Annotated in this window: 16 protein-coding genes and 1 riboswitch; of the genes, 12 read left to right on the top strand and 4 right to left on the bottom strand. The window is 42.9% G+C overall.

Features of this window, described 5'->3' with window-relative positions; all coding sequences use genetic code 11:
• Window positions 1-15: 15 nt before the first annotated feature.
• Window positions 16-144 (top strand): DUF3990 domain-containing protein, encoded by a 129-nt coding sequence (locus AC04Q4_RS10675; RefSeq protein WP_416385779.1) that lies wholly within the window; start codon window positions 16-18, stop codon window positions 142-144.
• 48 nt (window positions 145-192) lie between these two features.
• Here the strand turns inward: AC04Q4_RS10675 and AC04Q4_RS10670 are convergent, their stop codons facing one another.
• Both AC04Q4_RS10670 and AC04Q4_RS10665 read right to left on the bottom strand, forming a co-directional pair.
• Window positions 193-381, bottom strand: a complete 189-nt coding sequence (locus AC04Q4_RS10670) for a hypothetical protein (protein ID WP_110103587.1) — start codon at window positions 379-381, stop codon at window positions 193-195.
• Window positions 382-522: 141 nt separating this feature from the next.
• The gene (locus tag AC04Q4_RS10665; RefSeq protein WP_173738370.1) at window positions 523-1,386 is read right to left on the bottom strand and encodes a class I SAM-dependent methyltransferase; all 864 of its coding nucleotides are present in this window, start codon (window positions 1,384-1,386) and stop codon (window positions 523-525) included.
• A 442-nt stretch (window positions 1,387-1,828) separates the two neighbouring features.
• Between AC04Q4_RS10665 and AC04Q4_RS10660 the strand changes: the two genes are divergently transcribed.
• The 5 genes from AC04Q4_RS10660 (at window position 1,829) to AC04Q4_RS10640 (ending at window position 7,947) form a co-directional block, all read left to right on the top strand.
• On the top strand, window positions 1,829-3,112 hold the full coding sequence (locus AC04Q4_RS10660) for an aspartate aminotransferase type Ic (RefSeq protein WP_173738371.1): 1,284 nt from the start codon (window positions 1,829-1,831) through the stop codon (window positions 3,110-3,112).
• A gap of 92 nt (window positions 3,113-3,204) precedes the next feature.
• Window positions 3,205-4,605 (top strand): L,D-transpeptidase family protein, encoded by a 1,401-nt coding sequence (locus AC04Q4_RS10655; protein ID WP_195456225.1) that lies wholly within the window; start codon window positions 3,205-3,207, stop codon window positions 4,603-4,605.
• Window positions 4,606-4,672: 67 nt separating this feature from the next.
• A complete protein-coding gene (locus AC04Q4_RS10650) occupies window positions 4,673-5,713 on the top strand; it encodes a D-alanine--D-alanine ligase family protein (protein WP_119239516.1) in 1,041 nt (346 codons plus the stop codon).
• A 60-nt stretch (window positions 5,714-5,773) separates the two neighbouring features.
• The gene (locus tag AC04Q4_RS10645; protein ID WP_476388952.1) at window positions 5,774-7,159 is read left to right on the top strand and encodes a UDP-N-acetylmuramoyl-tripeptide--D-alanyl-D-alanine ligase; all 1,386 of its coding nucleotides are present in this window, start codon (window positions 5,774-5,776) and stop codon (window positions 7,157-7,159) included.
• A gap of 188 nt (window positions 7,160-7,347) precedes the next feature.
• The gene (locus AC04Q4_RS10640; protein WP_173756052.1) at window positions 7,348-7,947 is read left to right on the top strand and encodes a hypothetical protein; all 600 of its coding nucleotides are present in this window, start codon (window positions 7,348-7,350) and stop codon (window positions 7,945-7,947) included.
• A 385-nt stretch (window positions 7,948-8,332) separates the two neighbouring features.
• On the opposite strand, the gene AC04Q4_RS10635 is transcribed toward AC04Q4_RS10640, so the two are convergent.
• Window positions 8,333-9,601, bottom strand: coding sequence for a Glu/Leu/Phe/Val dehydrogenase dimerization domain-containing protein (locus AC04Q4_RS10635; protein WP_476388951.1), 1,269 nt, complete (start codon window positions 9,599-9,601; stop codon window positions 8,333-8,335).
• A 232-nt stretch (window positions 9,602-9,833) separates the two neighbouring features.
• Between AC04Q4_RS10635 and AC04Q4_RS10630 the strand changes: the two genes are divergently transcribed.
• Window positions 9,834-10,697, top strand: coding sequence for a MurR/RpiR family transcriptional regulator (locus AC04Q4_RS10630; protein ID WP_119239464.1), 864 nt, complete (start codon window positions 9,834-9,836; stop codon window positions 10,695-10,697).
• Window positions 10,698-10,768: 71 nt separating this feature from the next.
• Here AC04Q4_RS10630 and AC04Q4_RS10625 read toward each other — a convergent pair whose 3' ends face one another.
• Window positions 10,769-11,035, bottom strand: a complete 267-nt coding sequence (locus AC04Q4_RS10625; RefSeq protein WP_173738377.1) for a hypothetical protein — start codon at window positions 11,033-11,035, stop codon at window positions 10,769-10,771.
• Window positions 11,036-11,262: 227 nt separating this feature from the next.
• On the opposite strand from AC04Q4_RS10625, the gene AC04Q4_RS10620 reads away from it, so the two are divergent.
• The 5 genes from AC04Q4_RS10620 to AC04Q4_RS10600 all read left to right on the top strand — a co-directional run bounded on the left by AC04Q4_RS10620 (window position 11,263) and on the right by AC04Q4_RS10600 (window position 22,712).
• The gene (locus tag AC04Q4_RS10620) at window positions 11,263-13,521 is read left to right on the top strand and encodes a hydratase (RefSeq protein ID WP_476388950.1); all 2,259 of its coding nucleotides are present in this window, start codon (window positions 11,263-11,265) and stop codon (window positions 13,519-13,521) included.
• A 227-nt stretch (window positions 13,522-13,748) separates the two neighbouring features.
• Window positions 13,749-14,681, top strand: coding sequence for a hypothetical protein (locus AC04Q4_RS10615; RefSeq protein ID WP_476388949.1), 933 nt, complete (start codon window positions 13,749-13,751; stop codon window positions 14,679-14,681).
• Between the two features lie 406 nt (window positions 14,682-15,087).
• A riboswitch (cyclic di-GMP riboswitch) is annotated at window positions 15,088-15,193 on the top strand.
• 112 nt (window positions 15,194-15,305) lie between these two features.
• Window positions 15,306-18,512, top strand: coding sequence for a response regulator (locus tag AC04Q4_RS10610; RefSeq protein WP_476389092.1), 3,207 nt, complete (start codon window positions 15,306-15,308; stop codon window positions 18,510-18,512).
• Window positions 18,513-18,570: 58 nt separating this feature from the next.
• Window positions 18,571-20,415 carry an extracellular solute-binding protein gene (locus tag AC04Q4_RS10605; RefSeq protein WP_476388948.1) on the top strand — a complete coding sequence of 615 codons (1,845 nt, stop codon included), beginning with the start codon at window positions 18,571-18,573 and terminating at the stop codon, window positions 20,413-20,415.
• A gap of 146 nt (window positions 20,416-20,561) precedes the next feature.
• The gene (locus tag AC04Q4_RS10600) at window positions 20,562-22,712 is read left to right on the top strand and encodes an ATP-binding protein (protein WP_173738381.1); all 2,151 of its coding nucleotides are present in this window, start codon (window positions 20,562-20,564) and stop codon (window positions 22,710-22,712) included.
• The last annotated feature ends 115 nt before the right edge of the window (window positions 22,713-22,827 follow it).

Here is a 22,827-nt window from a genome sequence, read left to right as displayed (position 1 = left end):
AAATAACGGGGGTACATTATAAGATTATATTATGGGAGCAATATAGTGATTGATAATATAAATCTGGCAATGTGCAGATCATACAAGGATTTTGGACAGGGATTCTATCTGACAGATAAAGAAACTAATAAAAAGGATCTGTAAAAGGCGAGATTTTACAAATAGTTCTGCCTTTTTCAGATCCTTTTTTTGTTAGTAATTGTAGGCTCCCTCATAAGCATTGCATCGTTCCTTCCGATGTCCCTGCTCCACACAGGAGCTGCACCGGTCACAAAATTCCTGTTCATAGCAGGTGGAACAGACACACCCCTTACAGGCATCCCGGTTATAAGCCGGCGTGCAGGTAAAAGGAAGAGTATCCTTCGTAGTTTCCGTACTCATAAAGATCACGCTCCTTTTTTCTATATTATAGACCTATCAAAAAAGCGTTTCAATACAAATAATCAGAAAATACAAAGAAATACCTGATAAAAATCGGCACAACGCTTCACATCCAATACAGTAGAATCCAACTTCCCGGTTCTACCGGGAGGAACTCCACCGTCCGGATGCTCCGCAAGGCAGCACCAGACCACTCTCTGTAACAGGAAGTCCGATCTCCTGTGACTCCACATTACCCTTCCAGGGTTTCAGTTCGGTAGCCAGCATATAAGTCAGCACAGCCGGAGCAAGACCCGTAGTATAAGAATTTACAAGGAAAAATAACGGATCATCACTTAAGATCTTCGTACAAAGCTTGATCAGCGGATGGATCGCATCCTCGATCTTCCAGATCTCGCCTTTCGGTCCGCGGCCATAAGAAGGCGGGTCCATAATGATCGCATCATAATGATTACCTCTGCGGATCTCACGCTCTACGAACTTCACGCAGTCATCCACAAGCCAGCGGATCGGTGCACCGGAAAGTCCGGAAGCAGCAGCATTCTCTTTTGCCCAGTTGACCATACCCTTGGAAGCATCCACATGAGTAACAGAAGCACCGGCAGCAGCTGCAGCCAGAGTAGCACCGCCGGTATAGGCAAAAAGATTTAAGACCTTGATCGGGCGACCGGCATTTCTGATCTTTTCACCAAACCAGTCCCAGTTCACAGCCTGCTCCGGAAAAAGTCCTGTATGCTTGAAGCTGAAAGGCTTCAGATTAAAGGTAAGCTCCTTGTAATGGATATCCCACTGATGAGGCAGATCAAAGAACTCCCACTCACCGCCTCCGCGGCTGCTTCTGTGATAATGGCCGTTCATATGCTTCCAGCCACGGTTCTTACGCGGAGTATCCCAGATAACCTGTGGGTCAGGACGAACAAGGAGATAATCCCCCCAGCGTTCCAGCTTCTCTCCTTTAGATGTATCAATAACCTCGTAATCTTTCCAACCATCTGCAATCCACATGATGTTATATACCTCATTTCTTTCATATTTATATCAGATTTCAGCATCTTCCTGTGATATTTCCATAAAGTACCGGTTATAGTATCTTTACAGCTGCTGAGTATCATTACGGTTAGTTTTATGATCTCATTTTTACCAGTATAGAGGAAAAACACCCCTCGTGCAAGAGAAGTGCAGGATTTTCCACGAAAGATTTGACAACAGCGCTTTTCCATACTAAAATGTACGCAGAGATTTTCTGCCAGGGAAGATAAAGCCTGCTTCTGTGAAACAGTGGCTACATTTTGCAGAAGGATTTTTGTTAATGTTCAGCAGGAGATATTCCGCGAAGCGTGGAGTGAACAGTAACGGATTTTTGCAGACATTTCTTGAGGAAAAAACAGAAGGCGTGAACACAGCAACCGCAGATTAAACTGTGCGCAAAAAGAGGAGAAGCAAACATATGAAAAAATATTGTGAGATGAGCAGGGAAGAGTTGCTCGATTTAAAGAAAGAACTCGACCGTGAGTTTGATGAGATCAAAGCGCAGGGTCTGGCACTGGATATGTCCCGTGGTAAACCGGCACCAGATCAGCTTGACCTTTCCATGAAAATGATGGAAGTACTTGCGGGCGATGCAGATCTGAAATGTGAGACAGGAGTAGACTGCCGAAACTATGGTGTGATTGACGGTATTCCGGAAGCTAAGAGACTTCTTGGAGAGATGTCCGAAGTTGAGCCTGAGAACATCATTATCTATGGTAACTCCAGTCTGAACGTAATGTTCGACACCATCGCACGTTCCTATTCCCACGGAGTTATGGGAAATACACCGTGGTGCAAGCTTGACAAGGTGAAATTTCTCTGTCCGGTACCAGGATATGACCGCCATTTCAGAATCACAGAATTTTTCGGAATTGAGATGATCAATATCCCAATGTCTCCGGAAGGCCCGGACATGGACATGGTTGAGAAATATGTAAATGAAGACCCGGCAGTAAAAGGAATCTGGTGTGTTCCGAAATACTCCAATCCGCAGGGCTACACATATTCCGAAGAGACAGTTAAGCGTTTTGCACATCTGAAACCGGCAGCACCGGATTTCCGAATCTACTGGGATAACGCTTACAGCATTCATCATCTTTATGATGACAACCAGGACTTCCTTCTTGAGATCCTTGATGAGTGTGCGAAAGCAGGAAATCCGGACATTGTTTACAAATTTACTTCTACCTCAAAGGTAAGCTTCCCGGGTTCCGGTATTGCGGCAGTTGCAGCATCCAAGGCTAACCTGGATGATTTCCGCAAATACATGACAGTACAGACCATCGGACATGACAAGCTGAACCAGCTTCGTCACGTTCGTTTCTTCAAGGACATCAACGGACTTCATGAACACATGAGAAAACATGCAGACATCCTTCGTCCGAAGTTTGAGATGGTTCTTGCTACACTGGACAAAGAGCTTAACGGACTTGGAATCGGCGAGTGGACTAAACCACACGGCGGATATTTCATTTCCTTTGATGCAATGGAAGGCTGCGCAAAAGCAATCGTTGCCAAAGCAAAAGAGGCAGGTGTTGTTATGACAGGTGCCGGCGCAACCTATCCATATGGAAATGATCCGAAAGACAGCAACATCCGTATCGCACCAAGCTACCCAAGCATTGAGGAACTTGGAAAAGCTGCAGAGGTATTCGTTCTCTGCGTGAAGCTTGTGAGCGTGGAAAAACTTCTGGAGAAATAATCAGTAACCAAGAAAAAGATAACATCAGACTGCCCGGTATTTCTGTATATGTAATACCGGGCAGTCATAAACTATCGGAGAGAATCAATCTTATGGGTGAGGAAAAAGAAAAAATGAAAACCTGGAAAAAAGTGGTCATTGCACTGATCATTATCCTGCTGATACTTACGGCAGCAGCTTACGGATACGGTGTGCACTATTTTACAGACCATTTTCTGCCGGGATCACAGGTGAACGGTTTTAACTGCTCTTACAAAACAGCAGATGAGACAGAAGAACTCCTTGCAAAAGAAGTTCAGGCTTATGTTCTTACAGTAGAAACAAGAAACAATGGTAAAGAAAGCATCACTGCAAAAGAAGCAGGTCTTGTATACAAGCCGGATAACGGCGCAGCTAAACTGATCCGGAAACAGGATCGCTATAAATGGTTCCTGGCTTTCAATCAGCAGAAAAAATACAAGCTGAATACAGATACGGAATACGATGATGACAAGAAACTCACCAAAACAGTAAAAAGTCTGAAATGTATGCAGAAGGATAACATGGAGAAACCAATAGATGCCTGCATCAAAGACAACGGTGAGACTTATGAGATCCAGCCGGAAAAAGAAGGAACAACACTTGATACAAAGAAAGTACAGAAAGTGATCCGCGCGGCAGTTTCCGCAGGAGATACCACAGTCAATCTTGAAAAGAAAGACTGCTACAAGAAGCCTTCTGTATACAAAGATGATAAAACCCTCAAGAAAGACTGCGACCAGCTGAACAAGCTTACCAGCTGTGTGATCACCTATGATTTTTCTGACCGCTCCGAGCAGCTGGACCGCAATACCATCAAAGACTGGCTTACAAAAGACGAAAAAGGCAATTATACAATTGATAAGAACCAGGTAGCAGCCTATGTAAATAATCTTGGATATAAATATGATACTTTTGGATGTACAAGAACCTTTACCACATATGATGGCCGTCAGAAGACCATCAAAGGCGGTGATTACGGCTGGGCTATCGACCAGACAACAGAGACAGACTGGCTTTACAATGCGATCCTTGCAGGAACCACGGAAGTAAGACAGCCCGCCTATGCTTACAGCGGACTTTGCCGTGACACCAATGATATAGGAAATACATATGTAGAGATTGACCTGACCAACCAGAGAATGGTATTTTATAAAGATGGACAGCTTCTGGTAGATACACCTGTAGTAACCGGATGTATTAATAAAGGACATGGAACACCGTCGGGCTGTTTTGCCCTGGATGCCATGCGTTCCCCGGCTGTTCTGAAGGGAACGGGATATGCAGCACCTGTCACATACTGGATGCCTTTCTCCGGAGGTGTCGGAATCCACGATGCAACATGGAGATCCCAGTTCGGAGGCCAGATCTACATCACAAACGGTTCACATGGCTGTGTAAACACACCGAAGGACCAGGCAGCAATCATTTACAATAATATTAGCGTAGGAGTACCGATAGTAGTATATGAATAAGAGATTAAAAGAAATATTAAAAGAATACGAAACAAGAAAACACAAAATTATCAAGGGAGATGAAAGTATGAATATCGTTGTATTGGCAGGCGGAACCAGTACAGAGAGAGAAATCTCCATCGTAACAGGAACTGGTGTCTGCAAAGCACTTCGCCAGAAGGGCCACAATGCGATCCTGGTAGATATTTTCTGCGGACTGGAGCCTGTAGACTGGGATGAGCCGTTCGGAGATAAAGATTATGAAGTAGATTCTGCAGCAGAATATATGAGAAGCTTTGACGATGATATCGAGAACATCAAACGTACAAGAAGAAGCTTTTTCGGGCCGAATGTACTGGAGCTCTGCCAGGCTGCTGACATTGTATTTATGGGACTTCACGGTTCCAACGGAGAAGACGGAAAAGTTCAGGCAACTTTCGACCTTCTTGGAATCCGCTACACAGGAACCGGCTATTTAAGCAGTGCCCTTGCAATGGATAAAGGCCTCACCAAGAAGATTTTCCTTATGGATGAGGTACCTACACCGAAGGGTGTTTCCATGCTGAAAGAGAATTGCACAAGGGATATCCACGATCTCGGAATGGAATTTCCTGTTGTTGTAAAAACATGCTGCGGTGGTTCCAGCGTAGGCGTTTATATCGTAAACGACCAGAAAGAATATGAGGATGCCATTGACGGTGCATATTCCTATGAGGATGAAGTGGTTGTTGAGGAATATATCAAGGGCCGTGAGTTTTCTGTTGCAGTTGTAGATGGCAAGGCTTATCCGATCATCGAGATCGCACCGAAGCAGGGCTTTTATGACTACAAAAATAAATATCAGGCAGGCTCCACAGTAGAGACCTGTCCTGCTGAGATATCACCGGAACTTACCGAGAAGATGCAGCACTATGCAGAAGCTGGCGCAAAAGCTCTCTGCATTGAAGGCTACGCACGTTTTGACTTCATGATGAAGGAGAACGGCGACATGTACTGCCTGGAGGCTAACACACTTCCGGGAATGACACCAACCAGCCTGATCCCACAGGAAGCAAAAGTCCTGGGAATCGACTATCCGGATCTCTGCGAAGAACTGATCCGCATTTCACTTAAGAAATATAATAAATAAGGAATGACAGACTCCTTCCACAGACTTATATCATTTCAGAAAAAAGAAAGGCTTTTATCTATGAAAAATCTTACATTAGAGAATATCACCAAAGTCTGCGGCGGTACTTACCACGGACCACAGGAGAAGCTTCAGGAAGAAGTAACAGCGATCACAACAGACAGCCGCAAGGTGGAAAAAGGCGGTCTTTTTGTGCCGGTTGTTGGAGAGCGTGTGGATGCTCACCGTTTTATTCCGCAGGTAATGGAAACAGGTGCACTTGCAACGTTATCCGAGCGTGTCCTTGAGGGAGCGGATCATCCGTATATTCAGGTGGAATCTTCCCTTCAGGCAGTAAAAGACATTGCAGAATTTTATCTGGAGCAGCTGAACATCCCGGTAGTGGGAATCACAGGAAGCGTTGGAAAAACCAGCACAAAAGAAGTGATCGCTTCTGTACTGAAAGAGAAATACCGCACTCTCAAAACCCAGGGTAATTTTAACAATGAGCTTGGGCTTCCGCTGACTGTGTTCCGTCTTCGCGATGAGGATGAGATCGCAGTCCTGGAAATGGGAATCAGTGATTTCGGTGAGATGACCCGCCTCGCAAAAATCGCAAAGCCGGATACCTGCGTGATCACAAACATCGGAACCTGTCATCTGGAGAATCTGGGAGACAGAGACGGTGTTCTCAAGGCCAAGACAGAGATTTTTCGGTATGTGAAAAAGAATATCGTACTTAACGGTGATGACGATAAGCTCTCCACTGTAAAAGAATACAACGGAATCAGACCGGTATTTTTCGGAACAGGAGACAACTGTGCTGTTACCTGCGAAAACGTAGAAAGCCGTGGCCTGAAAGGGATGAGCTGTGATATCTGTATCAAAGGTGAGCTGGCAGAAGGCGGAGAAGAGTGTTTTCACGTAAACATTCCAATGCCTGGCCGTCATATGGTATCCAATGCACTGGCAGCAGCAGCCATTGGCAGGCTTTATGGCCTTACAGCCAAGGAGATCAAACAGGGAATCGAAAGCCTGGAGCCTGTAAGCGGCCGTTTCAACATGATCGAGACAGAGAAATTTATGATCGTAGATGACTGCTACAATGCAAACCCGATGTCCATGAAAGCATCTCTTGATGTTCTTCAGGACGGACTTGGCAGAAGAGTAGCTATCCTGGGAGACATGGGAGAGCTTGGAGCAGATGAAGTAGCACTTCATGAAGGTGTAGGCGTTCATGCCGGCCACTGTAAGATTGATGTCTGCATCTGTGTAGGCCCGCTCGCAGCCCACATCGCGGAAAAAGCTATTAAGACCAATCCGGACTTAACCGTGATCCGGGAGAAAGATCTGGAAAGCCTTCTTTCTAACTTAAACACTTATGTAAAACAGGGAGACACCATCCTTGTAAAAGCATCTCATTTCATGAAATTTGAAAATGTAGTCAAAGCACTGCAGGAAATGTAAAAAGACAGGGAACAGGGCGAGGATTTGACGAACGAAAATTGTTTCCAGATAAGCGATATAGAAGTATAATATTCCTAAACAATGAGCAATGTGAATGAGCAGTCATGGAGTGGATGCCTGAAACGGCATAGAATAAACGGAATGACACTCAGGCACTGTGGAGCAGTGTGTGGAAACGGGAGGGTATTATGCTGGAAACGATCATGCGGTTGGATATCCCACTTTACGTTATGACATCTTTGGGATGCATCGGCGGACTTGGGATGCTGGCAACGAACCTTACCTACAGAAGAATAATCCGAAATACACAGAGATTACAGAACCTGAAAGAAAAATGGCTGAACATGTGGAAATCAAGAGACAGGCTTCTTCACAGAATGAACCGTTTCGTGTGGTATCCGTCCCTGCTCAGCACCTTCCTTCTGGTTCTGTCTGTTTTTCTGAATAACAGACTCGGACATGCAGAAGGACTGCCCATGCTGTATCTTTATATAGGGGCAGCTGTGCCTGCAGTTCTTCTGCTTTTGAGACAGGCACTGGATTTTTCTTATAAAGAGGAGCTGGTGATGACATCACTGGCTGACTATGTGGAGCAGGTCCGCACCTGGGTGGAAGAAGTCCCTGTTCCGCAGAAAAACGATCCTGTTTTGCAGGAAGAGATCGTAGATAAGATCACCAGAAGCATCCGTCAGACAGCGGCAACAGGAAGCCACTTCAGCAAGATGCTTTCACCTGAGGAGGAAGAGATCATGAAGGAGATCATAAGAGAGTTTATGAATGCGGAGTGATCATAGATTTCAGAATATCTGAAAAAACACAGATATACGTACAAATATCTGCGGCAGCAATTCAGGTTCCGGATAAATAAATTCCGTGCAGCGATTTGCAAAAATGCTATAGATTAATGAATATATACTTATAAAAACTCTCCGGCAGATACGATTCTTTGGAATCAGCCGGAGAGTTTTTAACCGAATCAAGTAAGTCCCCTGTTTCAATTGCGAGGAGCAATAAGCAGTGGGTGGGACTTACTTGTATCAGGAGGGGTACAAGCCCCTCCTGATAAACTGCGGAGCAGTTATTCGGTTATGAGCAAGTAGCGAAAGCGGATTGCGAATATCCGATTGACTGTATATAATTGTGTAAGATAAGGAATTTATCAGTTATACAGCATCAACCCATGGAGATCGGGCCGCCACGAAGCTTACCGGCTGTGGTGATCCTCTTGATTGCAACCATGTAAGCTGCCATACGAAGAGTAACATTTTTCTCCTGACTTAATGCGTAAACTTCATTAAATGCAGTAAGCATGATCTTCTGAAGCATCTTGTTCACTTCATCAAGATCCCATGTAAGATTCTGGATGTTCTGAACCCACTCAAAATAAGAAACAACAACACCGCCTGCGTTGGAAAGGATATCCGGGCATACGATGATTCCTCTGGAATTCAGGATATCGTCAGCTTCAACAGAAGTCGGTCCGTTGGCAGCCTCGATGATCAGTTTCGCCTGGATGCGTCCGGCGTTATCTTCTGTGATCTGATTCTCAAGGGCAGCCGGGATCAGGACATCACATTTGCAGGTGATAAGACCGTCATTTGTAACGTGCTGAACGCCGTCCTGCTCATATTTATCGAGAGTATTTCCTTCAGAAATAAACTTGCGGATAGCCGGAATATCAAGTCCGTCCTCGCAGTAAAGTCCGCCTGTGTAATCACTGACAGCAACAACCTTCTGACCATTCTTATAAAAAATCTCAGCAGCAGTTCCGCCGACATTTCCCATACCCTGAACAGCGATAGCTACATTGGCAGGATCGATATTATTCTTTTCCATGCACTGATAAGCAATGATGGTAACTCCGCGTCCGGTAGCCTCTACACGGCCGACAGAACCGCCGATCTCGATCGGTTTACCGGTAACAACACCTGGAACTGTATGGCCTGTGAACATACTGTAAGTATCCATGATCCATGCCATAACCTCACCGTTTGTATTAACATCCGGAGCAGGGATATCTTTATCCGGGCCGATGATAGGAAGGATACGGGTTGTATAACGACGGGTCAGACGGATCAGCTCAGCTCTGGAAAGCTTGGAAGGATCGACCTTGATGCCTCCTTTGGCACCGCCGTAAGGAATATTTACAACAGCACATTTAAAGGACATCCATGCAGCAAGAGCCTTAACCTCGTCCATGTCGGAATTCTGATGGAAACGGATACCACCCTTGCACGGTCCACGTGCACTGGAATGCTGAACACGATATCCTTCAAATACCTTGATGGAGCCATCGTCCATACGGATCGGGATAGAAACCTTAAGCTCACGTTCCGGGTAGCAAAGTGTTGCGTAATCTTCATAACTGAGACCCAGTGCCTCTGCAGACTGTTTCAGGACAGAGAGCATATTGTCATATGGATTATACTTTTTTTCTGCCATTGTTACCACTCCTTTGAAAATAAATATTTTTTTCTTGATTATTAAGAATAATATTGTTCATCTGATGAACTGAGTATAGCACAACAGGTATGAATAGTAAATAATTATATTCATAAAAACATACACAAAAATATTTATATCTTTTTAGGCGTTTTTACATAACCGTATGTTAAAATAAAAACAGTGTATAAGATCACCAGATATAAAATCAGGAAGATCAGGAGGGTATTTCATGGAGAATCAGTTACAGAAGCTGATCATTTCAGCGCAGCTGACACCAAAGGAAAAAGAAGTTGCAGACTATGTTCTTGAGAATCTGCAGAAATGCTGTTTTATGACATCAACAGAGCTGGCAGGGGCGCTGAATGTGAGTTATTCCTCTGTGATCCGGCTTACCAAGACTCTTGGTTTTACCGGATATCCGGATTTTCAGAGCTTTCTGCGGGAAACCTATGCAGAGCAGTCCAGAGACGTGGACACAGGGATCCTCATTCCGGCAGAGCGAATTGAGGCAATTAAGAAAAAAGAGCACAAGGCGACTGTACAGGATACGGTATGCGCATATACTCTGAGTAATATTCAGAGTACCATTGTAAGCAACACAGAAGAACAGTACCGCAAGGCAAGCAGTATTCTCATTAACAGTGATGTGAAATATATTTTTTCCTCAAGGGGATCTACATGTGTGGGAGAATTTCTGAATACGATTCTCAGACAGACACTTCCCCATGTGTACAACTATGGAAGCCATGGACAGAACATGTTCGATTTCGCAAGCGACCTGAAAAAAGGAGACGCAGCAGTTTTTATTACCTATTCCAGATATTCAAGACTGATGTATCTCACTGCGGAGATGGTACATAAACAGGGAGCTTCCATTATCCTTCTGACAGATAAGCCTACCTGCGAAGCTGCCAAGTTTGCTGACGTAGTGCTGACTGCCAGAGGCGACAGCAGTGAATTCTATAATTCCTATGTAGCAGGAATGTTCGCAGCAGAGATGCTCTGCGCATATACATGCAGGGAAACGAATTATTCCAACCAGGAGCTGCTGGAACGTATCGATGAATATACTTCCCAGATCGGGAACTTCTGAGCATAAAAACAGGGAGAGCTGATACTATAAATGTATCAGTTCTCCCCGTCAATTTCCGGTATTCTGATATTCTAATCTTCCTCGATCACCTGGATCTCCAGGTAATCAAAGTCGATCTGCTCAATAAAATTATCCTGATAAAAACGTGCTTTATCATGCTTCTTAAAATCCTTTACAGTAGAATCCAGCCAGATAGGATTTCCAAGATCCATCTCATAACAGATCTCCTCAAGCCCATGAAAGATCTTATGTGTTCTTGTATCGTCACTGTCATCACAGACTACTGTATCTTGAAGCATATGATTATCCTTCCATATTTTTCCCCATAAACGAAACATATAAAATTTCCTTTCTGTATTGCCGTAAAAGTTATCGAATGGCTATAGTATACCGTCAGAGACATGGAAAGTAAAGTTGTAAAGATCCGGACTTTATAAGAATATCAGCCATTTTGTACAGGAAACAGTGCATCAGCCTAGCTCACTTTTATTGACTAATGTGTAAAAATCCTCTATAATAAACGAAATTATGAAAAAAAGAATCATTACAGATTGGAGGAACCTAAATGAAAATTTACGATACCGGTGTTTATCTTCAGAACGGACAGGATATCATTCCTGAGAACCAGGCGAACCTGCCAGTAGCGAAGGAAGAGGCTGCAAAGAATACCATCGCATATTCAATTCTCAAGGCTCACAATAAATCTGACAACATGGAGAAGCTTCAGATCAAATTCGATAAACTGACTTCCCATGATATCACATTTGTAGGAATCATCCAGACAGCAAGAGCTTCAGGACTTGAGAAATTCCCGGTACCATATGTACTGACCAACTGCCATAACTCTCTCTGTGCAGTAGGCGGAACCATCAACGAAGATGACCACATGTTTGGTCTCACCTGTGCAAAGAAATATGGTGGTGTTTACGTACCGCCTCATCAGGCAGTTATCCATCAGTTCGCAAGAGAAATGCTTGCAGGCGGCGGAAAAATGATCCTCGGTTCTGACAGTCATACAAGATACGGTGCTCTTGGAACCATGGCTATGGGTGAGGGCGGACCGGAGCTTGTAAAACAGCTTCTCTGTCAGACATATGACATCAACATGCCAGGAGTAGTTGCCATCTATCTGAAAGGCACTCCGCGCCCGGGCGTAGGACCGCAGGACGTTGCACTGGCTATCATCGGAGAAGTTTTTGCCAACGGCTATGTGAAGAATAAAGTTATGGAGTTCGTTGGACCAGGCGTTGCAAACTTAAGTGCTGACTTCCGTATCGGAATCGATGTTATGACAACAGAGACCACATGTCTTTCATCCATCTGGCAGACAGATGAGAAGATCGAGGAATTTTATGCGATCCACGGAAGACCGGAAGATTACAAAGAACTGAAACCAGGCAGTGTTGCATACTATGACGGCTGCGTTGAAATCGACCTTGGTGAGATCAAGCCAATGATCGCAATGCCGTTCCATCCAAGCAATACTTACACCATCGATGAGCTGAAAGCAAACCTGGACGACATCCTTGTAGATGTTGAGAAAAGAGCACAGGTAAGCCTTGATGGAAAAATTCCTTTCACATTAAGAGATAAGGTAGTTGACGGACAGCTTTATGTTGAGCAGGGAATCATTGCCGGATGTGCAGGCGGCGGATTCGAGAATATCTGTGCAGCAGCAGACATCCTCAAGGGCAAAAACATCGGCCACGATGCTTTCACATTAAGCGTTTACCCGGCAAGTACTCCGATCTACATGGAGCTGGCTAAGAACGGCGTTCTTGCAGAGCTGATCGGAACAGGTGCTGTTGTGAAAACTGCATTCTGCGGACCGTGCTTTGGTGCCGGAGATACACCAGCCAACAATGCGTTCAGTATCCGACACACAACCAGAAACTTCCCGAACCGTGAAGGCTCCAAGATCCAGAACGGTCAGATCTCTTCTGTTGCACTTATGGATGCACGTTCCATTGCTGCAACAGCTGCCAATAAGGGATTCCTTACATCAGCAGAGGAGTTTGAGGGAAGCTATTCCGAGCATAAATATTACTTCGATAAATCCATCTACGAGAACCGTGTATTTGACAGCAAGGGCGTAGCAGATCCAAGCGTTGAGATCCAGTTTGGCCCGAACATCAAGGACTGGCCGGAGATGGCTGCACTTGCAGACAACCTGATCCTGAAAGTTGTTTCCGAGATCCACGATCCGGTTACCACAACTGACGAGCTGATTCCATCCGGCGAGACATCTTCCTACCGTTCCAATCCGCTTGGACTTGCAGAGTTCACACTCTCCAGAAAAGACCCGGCTTACGTAGGCCGTGCAAAAGAGATCCAGGCAGCACAGAAGGCAATTCAGGCAGGTCAGTGCCCGGCTGAGGCAGTTCCGGAACTGAAACCGGTTATGGAAACCATCCATAAATCCTATCCGGATGTTGACAAGACAAACCTTGGTGTAGGAAGCACCATCTTTGCAGTGAAACCTGGCGATGGTTCCGCAAGAGAGCAGGCTGCATCCTGCCAGAAGGTACTTGGCGGCTGGGCAAACGTTGCCAATGAGTACGCAACCAAGAGATATCGTTCCAACCTGATCAACTGGGGTATGCTCCCATTCCTGATCCCGGCCGGAGACCTTCCGTTCAGGAACGGTGATTACCTGTTCTTCCCTGGAATCCGCAAGGCAGTTGAGGAAAAGGCAGACGTGATCAAAGGCTACACAGTAGACGGTGACTCCCTGAAAGAGTTCGACGTTACACTTGGTGAGCTGACAGACGATGAGAGAGAGATCATCCTCAAAGGCTGCCTGATCAACTACAACCGTAAATAAAATACAAAATAAATTCCAAAAGCAAAAGACCGGCGAGGTGAAAATCGCCGGTCTTTTCTGAACACTGAAAATACCGTCTTAACGGTCAGCCGAAGGTGAAAAACTGACGGAAACTGTAATAGAAACTTAAAAAAACAGCATCAATGATGAATTGATGAAAATAATGGAATATGGTATGATATTGTACAAAAGTGTATAATAAGAGACACTCTGACGATAAACAGAAAATGGAGGTGCCAATTATTTCTGATGAGATAAATAAATCAGATATTTCCAGCAGAAAAAAACTAGGAAACAGACTTACCACAGGTGCTTTTGCGTTGCTTATTGCACTGATCGCAGTGGTTTCAGCAACATACGCATGGTATATATACAACACAAGCCGTCATACAACAAAAGTCCGTATGGCAGCAGGAGCAGGCGTCAATCTGCAGATCAGCAATTCCTACAGCGGAACATATGGTTCGGCAGCAGTTCTGGACAGTTTTTCCGGAAGACTGAATCCTGTATCCACCAACCGGATCAGCGGCGGCTTCCAGAAAGTTCTGGGATTTACCAATGGAACCGAGAATCAGTCCAATCTGGTAGCAAGTCTCTTTGGAAAGGGAGATTACAGTGATTATTACAATACCAGCCTTTTTCTGAAAACAAACGGCGATCCTACCGATATTTACATAGCAGACATCGGCTTTGAGGACAGCGATTCGAAGAATCCAATCTCATCTGCGATCCGGGTCGGTTTTGTAGTACATAAAGTTGGAAAAAAACAGCCATCACAGGGTGAATACATTTTTGCCATAAGTGATAAGAAAAACCCGCAGGCAGAATACAATACAGCTAAAGGAAAAGAAGGTGATGTGCTGGATTGCACGAAGACAGACGGAAAATTAAAACCAGTAGCAGTGACTTATCCATATATTTATGCTACTACTTATACCGATCAGAATAGTCAAAACTGGATAGCCACGAAGGTTGGAAAGAACTATGAAGTTTCATCTGGCACACAAAAAATTGCTTCTTCCGTAGGGTATGATGGCGTAAAAATGCGTGTTTATATCTGGATGGAAGGTACCGATGCTGATTGTGTCAATAATGCAGCAGCAGAAGACCCGGCAACTTATAACGTAAATGTAAAACTGGCAGGTATTTCTGCTGAATAAGACAGCAAATATAAATTGAAAGGTCATGGCAGAGCCATGGCTTTTCTTTTATCCTAAATATGCGAAAAAAACAGGATATCATATGGGAGCAAAGTACGCTAATAACAAAGCAAATACAAGCAATAAAAATGGAATTCCCTAAACCAGAACTCCACTTTATATTATTTCTTCAATAATATCTTCATATAAAAAAATATCTCCCCTGGGGCACATCGTTGAGAGGTGCGGGGAGTCCTGTTAATATTACTATATGTATAACAGATAATAATATCAATGTGCAAAATAGCCAAAATTCATCCTAATCCCTGACAATGCAACCTGGCATACGCAAAATACACGGATTTTCTATCCAACATTATTGACGTATGAAAAACTTCATGGTATTTTATTTTTGATAAAAATGGAAATTATTTCAAGGCAAACCTGCTGAAAGGCAGGGCCGCAAAGCCAGAAGGGGCTAAAATCAGTGTGATGTTAAAGAAATATAGTAGGGACGCTGGCAGGTTTTGGAAGGTGTCCTTTTTTGTATGCAAAAATGGATAAGAAAACTGGCAGGGATAGGTTCTCTGTATATAGATAAAAGCAGGATAACGAAGCATGAAACAGAGTGAGGATTTTTATAAAATGGGAAATTATGAAGACAAAATATATTTTTTAAGTGAGACTGTACCGGGACAGACACAGGCCATGTCACAGGCAGTACAGAAAACACTGGAAAATAATGGCGGGGTAGGCATAATGACAGGATATTATGACCAAAACCTGTCTGTTTTATCTGTGAGCAATCTGCTGTTACATAGTACAGGATATACATTCGACTCTTTTATGAAGCAGACAAACGGCTCATTGAAAAATTTCTTTTATGGAGAGGAAGATATACTGGATCGAGATCGTTTTTTGCAGCTTCACGGAGCAGGGGAATCACAGATCCTTACAGCAGACGGTACAGTGAATAATGTACGGCTTTATAAAGAAGATGCGACAGATGAGGCGGGCAGACAGATCTGGGTTATGTCCGTACAGGTCAACTGGGATCATGTAAATCTGGCACTGCTCAATGAGGCTATCTGTTCCGGCTTCTGGTATTTTGACTGTGACGAAAACAGTGAGATTGTGAATGCAAACTGGAGTCATGAATTCCGAAAAATGCTTGGCTATCATGACACTCTGGACTTTCCGAATAAACTGGAATCCTGGTCAGATCTTCTGCATCCACAGGATAAAGAAAGAGTAATGGTGCAGCTTCAGGCGGCAATTAAGGATAAGACGAACCAGATAAAATACCAGGTAGAGTATCGTATGAGAATGAAGGATAATCAATACCAGTGGTTTCGGGCATCGGCAGAAGTAATACGCCGTCTGGATGGTTCTGCCAGCAGGATTGCCGGGATTTTTATTAACATTGATGGGGAGAAAAAAGAAATCATGCAGGCACAAAAATTTGCTGCTTTCCACCGAGCTTTTACGAAAGCAGATCTGTGCGAGTATTATGTGAATCTGGAAGCGAATACTTTTGATACCTTTAAGGTTGAAACATCCCTGATGACAGTCTTTGAACAGAGTCATACATGGGATGAATTGATCCGGCATTTTGTGGATTCCTATGTTGTGGAGAAAGATAAGAAGGCGGTATCCTCTTTTTACGACCGTGGTTATATTGCAGAAAGGCTGAAGGGTCTGGAAACCGAATTGGCTTTGGAGTGCCGTATCACTCTGAATGGAGAAGAACGATGGGTCCGTAATGTGATCATACGCGGCGAGATAGAGGATTCAGAATATGCCATGATCTTTCTGCGGGATATCACAGAGACAAAGGTGGAGAGTGCACGGCATCTGCAGATGGCAGCGGATAATGCTTCCATGGAGCAGCTGATCCAGAGTATTGTGCGTCTGGTTGACCGTTTTGTTGTCTGTGATCTGGAAAATGACAGATATGAATTCTACAATCTGAATGGACAGATGATATATAAACCTCTGGGATTTTATCATGATTTTCAGATGCAGGTTCTTGAAAAATATAAGACACTGGAACCATTGGAAGCTATAGATATCCTGATAGCCCCGGATAATATTCGGAAAAAACTGAAAAGTGAAAATGATATTTATAAGTTTGAGTATTGCAGCCAGGATGAAAAGACTTATAAGATCGCTTCTTACATACCCCTGGAATGGGAGGATGGAAAACTGGTAAAAGTATTGCTGGCATCCATGGATGTGACACAGGAGAAAAAAGCAGAGATTGAATCCCGTCAGGCACTGAAAGAGGCTTACTGTTCTGCAGAAAATGCTAATCGTGCGAAAACAGAATTCCTTTCCAATATGTCCCATGATATCAGGACACCGATGAACGCTATTGTCGGTCTGACAGCGATCGCAGGAGCAAATATTGAGAGTCAGGACAGAGTTATTGAATGTCTCAGCAAGATTACAGAATCAAGCCGCCATCTGCTGGGGCTGATCAATGAAGTGCTGGATATGGCACGTATCGAAAGCGGAAAAATGACGCTGGCACAGGAAGATTTCAATCTGTCAGAACTGGTGGATAATCTTATTACGCTTACGAAACCGGTGCTTGATGAACATAAACATAATTTTGATATACATATTAATCACATTGAACATGAGGATGTCTGCGGTGACAGTCTGAGGATTCAGCAGGTGTTTGTGAATCTGATGAGTAATGCGATCAAGTATACACCGGATGGTGGGAATATTATTTTTTCCATAGAGGAAAAGCCAAATGGATTTTCAGAGCTTGGATGCTATGAATTTACGATTGAGGATAATGGAATCGGTATGTCACCGGAATTCCAGAAAATCATGTTTGATCCTTTCAGTCGCGCAGATGATCACCGGACAACCAGAGTTCAGGGAACTGGTCTGGGAATGGCGATCAGCAGAAATATTGTTAATCTGATGAATGGTAATATTAAAGTGGAGAGCACCTTACATAAGGGAACCAGAATTACGGTAACGATTTACCTGGAGCTTCAGGAAAAAGAAAAAGCACAGGACAAAAATCTGATGAATCTTCCTGTTCTGGTTGTGGATGATGATAAGACATGCTGTGAAAGTACAGTTGCCACACTGAAAGAAATCGGTATTACAGGTGAATGGGTTCTCTCCGGCAGAGAAGCCGTTGAGCGTTGTTATGCACACCACGAGTTGAAGTGCGATTATTTTGCTGTTATTCTGGACTGGAAGATGCCGGATATGGATGGAATAGAAACTGCCAGACAGATCCGGAAGCGTATAGGTAAAGAGATTACCATCATTGTACTGACATCTTATGAATTCAGCGAGATTGAAGAAGAAGCAAAGGCTGCAGGTGTAGATGCTTTTATTGCAAAACCGCTGTTCCGTTCCAGGCTGACGGCAACATTGCGGCAGTTTACTTCGGACAGAAAAGAAAAAGCAGCAAGAAATTATCTGCAGAAGCTGTCAGAAGCAGATTATACAGGAAAAAGAATTCTGGTGGTTGATGATAATGAGTTAAACAGAGAAATTGCTGTTGAAATTTTACAGATGACAGGGGCAGAAGTGGAAACAGCAGAAAATGGAAAAGCTGCAGTTGAAAAAGTGGAAGTTTCTCCGAAAGGCTTGTATGATCTTGTTTTTATGGATATCCAAATGCCTGTCATGAATGGTTATGAGGCAACCGCAGCGATCAGGAGCCTTCCGGGTGAACAGGGAAAACTGCCGATCGTTGCCATGACTGCCAATGCTTTTGCAGAAGATGTACAGCTGGCAAAAAACACAGGCATGAATGGACATATCGCAAAACCGCTGGATATGAATAAGCTGAATGATGTCCTGGAAAGCTGGCTGTAATTGATTCCCGATTATTGAATTAATGATTTTAGCAGGAAAGAATGAGGAAAATACGAGTATGAAAAAGGCAAAACATTATCTGATAGCTTTATTGTCAGGGGTGCTTGTAGCAACTACTGTTTTGTCTGGCTGTGGACAATCTGAAAAAGCAGTATCTGAAAATGATGATCACCTTACTGTGTATCTGTGGGAAAATCGTTTAATGAAAAATATTGTACCCTATATCTATGAGCAGTTTCCGGATCAGGATATTGAGTTTATTACCGGCAACAATGATACCGATTTATACAGCTATTTTGAAGAACATGGTGAACTGCCGGATATCATAACTGTACGTCGATTCTCAGGAACAGATGCACAGGATCTGGAGCCGTATCTTATGGATTTTGCTTCTTATGATGTGGTTTCCAGATATTACTCTTATGCATTGCAATATTATAAAAACTCAAAAGATGAGATTCAGTGGCTTCCTATCTGCGGTATGCCGCAGACGATCATTGCCAACAAGACATTGTTTGAGCAGCTCGGGATCAAGATACCGGAAAATTATAAGGAATATGCACAGGCATGCCAGCAATTTTATGATAATGGTATAAAACCGTATTCCCTGGATCTTGCAGAAGACTGGTCTGCTCATGAGGTGATTCAGGCAGGTGCAATCGGTGAATTCATGAGTCTGGATGGAATCGAATGGAGAAGCTCAGCTGAAAGTGCATCAGGGGATATTGCGTTTGATGATGCGTTATGGAAACGTATTTTTTCAGAAACCAATACATTTTTGAAGGACTCACATTTTACAAGTGATGATATCAGCGTCGATATTAATACTGCAGCGCAGATGTTCCTTGAGGGAAAAGCAGCAATGTTTCATGGTTATCCGGCACTTATGCAGGAATATCAGGAACAGATGGGTGCAGAATTAACCCGTATACCGTTTTTTTCACAGATTTCGGATGAATCTTTTATAAATATGACCCCTTCTCTGAATATTGCATTCAACAAAGACCTGGAAAAAGATCAGGAAAAACTGGACCTGGCATTCGATGTCCTGGATCGTATGATTTCAAAAGAAGGACAAACGCTGATTGCAGAAGGAAAGGGTGTAATTTCATTAAATGTAGATGTTCCAAACATGATGGAAGATGTACCTGGCCTTGAAGATGAAATTAATAATAATTCTGTTTATATCCGATATTCTGCTCAAAAATCATTTGATGCCAGCCTTAAGGCTGTTCACGGATTATTGTCAGGGGAAATGGATGAAACACAGGCGTATGATGCTTTTCGCAGCACAATGAACAGTAAGGATTCAAAAGAAAAAAACACAGTAAATTTTGAAAATGAATATTCTATTTCACTAAATGATAAAAACGGTCGTGATGCGGCATCTTCTATTTTAACTACGATCAGAGAAGAAAATGATGCTCAGCTGGCTTTGGTACCATATTATTATTTTACTTCTTCCATTTACAAAGGGGAGTGCACCGGCAGCCGGGTTGCTTTGATGACAGCAAAGAGTTCAGATACACCATTATATCTGGCAAAAATCAATGGCAAAGAGGTTTATGAACTTGCGGAGAAATATCTTGCTGATTCTGATGAGAAATTTCATGTAACCAATAAATATGAATTACCAATTGCATCCGGTATGAAAATAATCGTCAGTCAGGAGGAAAACGGATTCTCATTACAGGACATAGAAGTAAATAAGAAAAAAACAGACAAAGACAAGGAGTACTCTATTCTTCTTACAGACACCACAATGTCTGTTTTGAAAAAAATAAATCCGGAATGTGAGATCAGGCAGCTTAAGGACACAACATTATCAAGTGCATGGACTGCAGCAATGGCAAACGGACAGCAACCGTCAGCACCGGAAGATTATATAGAGGTTGAAAAATAAAAGTGGGAAAAGAACAAGCGATAACAAAAAGAAAAAAGATCATAGTACCATTGTTTTTTTTAATTCTTATACTTTTAAGCTTAATTTTTGTAAAGCTCCTTTTGAACAGGATGAACAGCTATATCGCGGAAAACGGGAAAAGCAGTATGGGAGCTGTTGTTGAACAGATACAGCAGACCTATGATCTGCAGGTGAATGGATACTACAGCCAGCTGCATTTGCTTGAGGATTCTCTTATTCAAGAGGAAGTGAGATCTATTGAACTGGATAGAAACAAGAAGTTCTTTGAGGCATGGCAGAAAGAATCTGAAAGTACACTTATATTTCTCCAGGAAAATGGAAAGGCAATAACCACTGATGGAACAAAACTTCGGGTTGACATGCCAAGTAAACTTTTGTTGGATTTGAGGAACGGATATAATATTGGAAAATTGGTTTCTCTTGATTACAACCAGAAGAAAAAAGATGGTTATCTGGTTGCAATTCCATGTCAGGAATATACGATTAATGGGGAAACTTATACGGCAATTGGAACCTTGTATGATCATTCAAAATTAGATTCTATGTTAAGTGTGAAAAGCTATAACGGGAATGCGTATCTGTTTATGCTGGATAACGACGGAAATATTACTTATACAAATCAGAAAGAAGATAAATTTTTTAGAAACTATTTTTTGTTAAAGCATTTAAAAGGAGATCAGGCTATCGCTGAGGAAGAGGCTGATTCTCTTCAAAAAAAGCTGGATGGCAGAGAACAGGGGGTAGAACTTCTGGGAAGTGACAAACCTTACTATCTGGGATACTGTCCGATAGAAAATAATAACACCATGCTGATCTGTATTGTAGAAAAGAGTGTTGTAGATAATGTACTGAAAGATTATCAGAAAACAATAGGATTTACAACATTACTCATGGCAGGTTTTATACTTTTGCTTTTTGCCGGATTATTCTACAGTATTTCCAGACGCCGTCTTGCTGATCAAAAAGCTGAATATGAAAAAAGAAATAATGAGATTCAGATACAGGCATTGAGGGAAATGCAAGTCGCCAATAAAAAACTGAAAAAGGCAAAGGACATTGCAACGGAAGCCTTGCAGACAGCTGAAAATGCAAATAAGGCGAAAACAGATTTCCTGTCCAATATGTCACATGATATTCGTACACCAATGAATGCAATTATCGGTATGACGTCATTGATCAGACATGATGCAGGCAATAAAGCGAAAGTAATAGAGTATGCAGATAAAATAGACATTTCATCACAGCATCTGTTAGGAATCATCAATGATGTTCTGGATATGAGCAAAATTGAGGCAGGAAAAACAGTTTTTAAGTATATCGATTTTTCCATCTTGGATTTTATTACAGAACTCAATACCATATTCCATTCACAGATAGACGAAAAAAACCAGACTCTTACGATCATAAAAGAAAACATCCGGCACGAGTGGGTGAATGGTGACAAGGTTCATTTAATGCAGATTTTCAGCAACTTGGTTTCTAATGCAGTGAAATACACGCAGAAAGGTGGAAAAATTCAGTTTCTGGTAGAAGAATGTGAGACAAAGTCATCTGTCTACGCAAAGTACCGTTTCTTAGTCAGCGATAATGGAATAGGAATGTCGGCAGATTTCAAAGAGACGATCTTTGATGCTTTTACCCGGGCTGAAAGTTCTGTGACTAATAAGATACAGGGAACCGGTCTTGGAATGGCTATTACCAAAAATCTGGTTGAAGCAATGGGAGGCACCATTGATGTGGAGAGTGAACTGGGACAGGGAAGCTGTTTTGAGGTTCTCATAGATCTGAGAATTGCAGAGGACAGAAAGGTTGTTTTGACAGCACAGGAAGAAATAGATGAACCGGATAGTAATACCCTGAAAGGAATGAGGTTCCTGTGTGCAGAGGATAATGAGCTAAATGCAGAAATCCTAATGGAACTGTTAAAGATTGAGGGCGCAGAGTGTATCATCTGTGAAAATGGTGAAAGAGTTCTGGAGGCATTTGAGCAGTCTGCCCCAGGGGATTATGACATGATCCTGATGGATGTGCAGATGCCTGTTATGAATGGCTATGATGCAACGAGAGCAATCCGCAGGAGTACTCATGAATTGGCAAAGACGATTCCGATCATTGCTATGACCGCCAATGCATTTTCTGAGGACATTCAGCATTCTCTGGCAGCCGGTATGAATGCCCATATTTCAAAGCCGGTTGATATGAAGACGTTGGAAAAGACGATAAGAAGAATAAAAATCGGCGGGAGGGGCACCGAAACGCAGGCCATTGAACAGTGACAAATGGATATAAAAAGCAGAAAAACATATTTAACAGAAGCAGCCTGCCGGGTTTTATCTGAAAAGATGATTCCCAGGCAGGTTTTATTTTTTGTTATTTTTTCATACTGTTTTT

The sequence above is a fragment of the Blautia sp. HA8986 genome (assembly GCF_056504635.1).
This window is presented reverse-complemented; position numbering and strand designations above follow the sequence as displayed.

What these genes read in the sequence shown, in the direction of transcription:
- AC04Q4_RS10670 (WP_110103587.1), bottom strand. Translation starts at nt 381, where the DNA reads ATGAGTACGGAAACTACGAAGGATACTCTTCCTTTTACCTGCACGCCG.
- AC04Q4_RS10665 (WP_173738370.1), bottom strand. Translation starts at nt 1,386, where the DNA reads ATGTGGATTGCAGATGGTTGGAAAGATTACGAGGTTATTGATACATCT.
- AC04Q4_RS10660 (WP_173738371.1), top strand. Translation starts at nt 1,829, where the DNA reads ATGAAAAAATATTGTGAGATGAGCAGGGAAGAGTTGCTCGATTTAAAG.
- AC04Q4_RS10655 (WP_195456225.1), top strand. Translation starts at nt 3,205, where the DNA reads ATGGGTGAGGAAAAAGAAAAAATGAAAACCTGGAAAAAAGTGGTCATT.
- AC04Q4_RS10650 (WP_119239516.1), top strand. Translation starts at nt 4,673, where the DNA reads ATGAATATCGTTGTATTGGCAGGCGGAACCAGTACAGAGAGAGAAATC.
- AC04Q4_RS10645 (WP_476388952.1), top strand. Translation starts at nt 5,774, where the DNA reads ATGAAAAATCTTACATTAGAGAATATCACCAAAGTCTGCGGCGGTACT.
- AC04Q4_RS10640 (WP_173756052.1), top strand. Translation starts at nt 7,348, where the DNA reads ATGCTGGAAACGATCATGCGGTTGGATATCCCACTTTACGTTATGACA.
- AC04Q4_RS10635 (WP_476388951.1), bottom strand. Translation starts at nt 9,601, where the DNA reads ATGGCAGAAAAAAAGTATAATCCATATGACAATATGCTCTCTGTCCTG.
- AC04Q4_RS10630 (WP_119239464.1), top strand. Translation starts at nt 9,834, where the DNA reads ATGGAGAATCAGTTACAGAAGCTGATCATTTCAGCGCAGCTGACACCA.
- AC04Q4_RS10625 (WP_173738377.1), bottom strand. Translation starts at nt 11,035, where the DNA reads ATGTTTCGTTTATGGGGAAAAATATGGAAGGATAATCATATGCTTCAA.
- AC04Q4_RS10620 (WP_476388950.1), top strand. Translation starts at nt 11,263, where the DNA reads ATGAAAATTTACGATACCGGTGTTTATCTTCAGAACGGACAGGATATC.
- AC04Q4_RS10615 (WP_476388949.1), top strand. Translation starts at nt 13,749, where the DNA reads ATGGAGGTGCCAATTATTTCTGATGAGATAAATAAATCAGATATTTCC.
- AC04Q4_RS10610 (WP_476389092.1), top strand. Translation starts at nt 15,306, where the DNA reads ATGGGAAATTATGAAGACAAAATATATTTTTTAAGTGAGACTGTACCG.
- AC04Q4_RS10605 (WP_476388948.1), top strand. Translation starts at nt 18,571, where the DNA reads ATGAAAAAGGCAAAACATTATCTGATAGCTTTATTGTCAGGGGTGCTT.
- AC04Q4_RS10600 (WP_173738381.1), top strand. Translation starts at nt 20,562, where the DNA reads ATGGGAGCTGTTGTTGAACAGATACAGCAGACCTATGATCTGCAGGTG.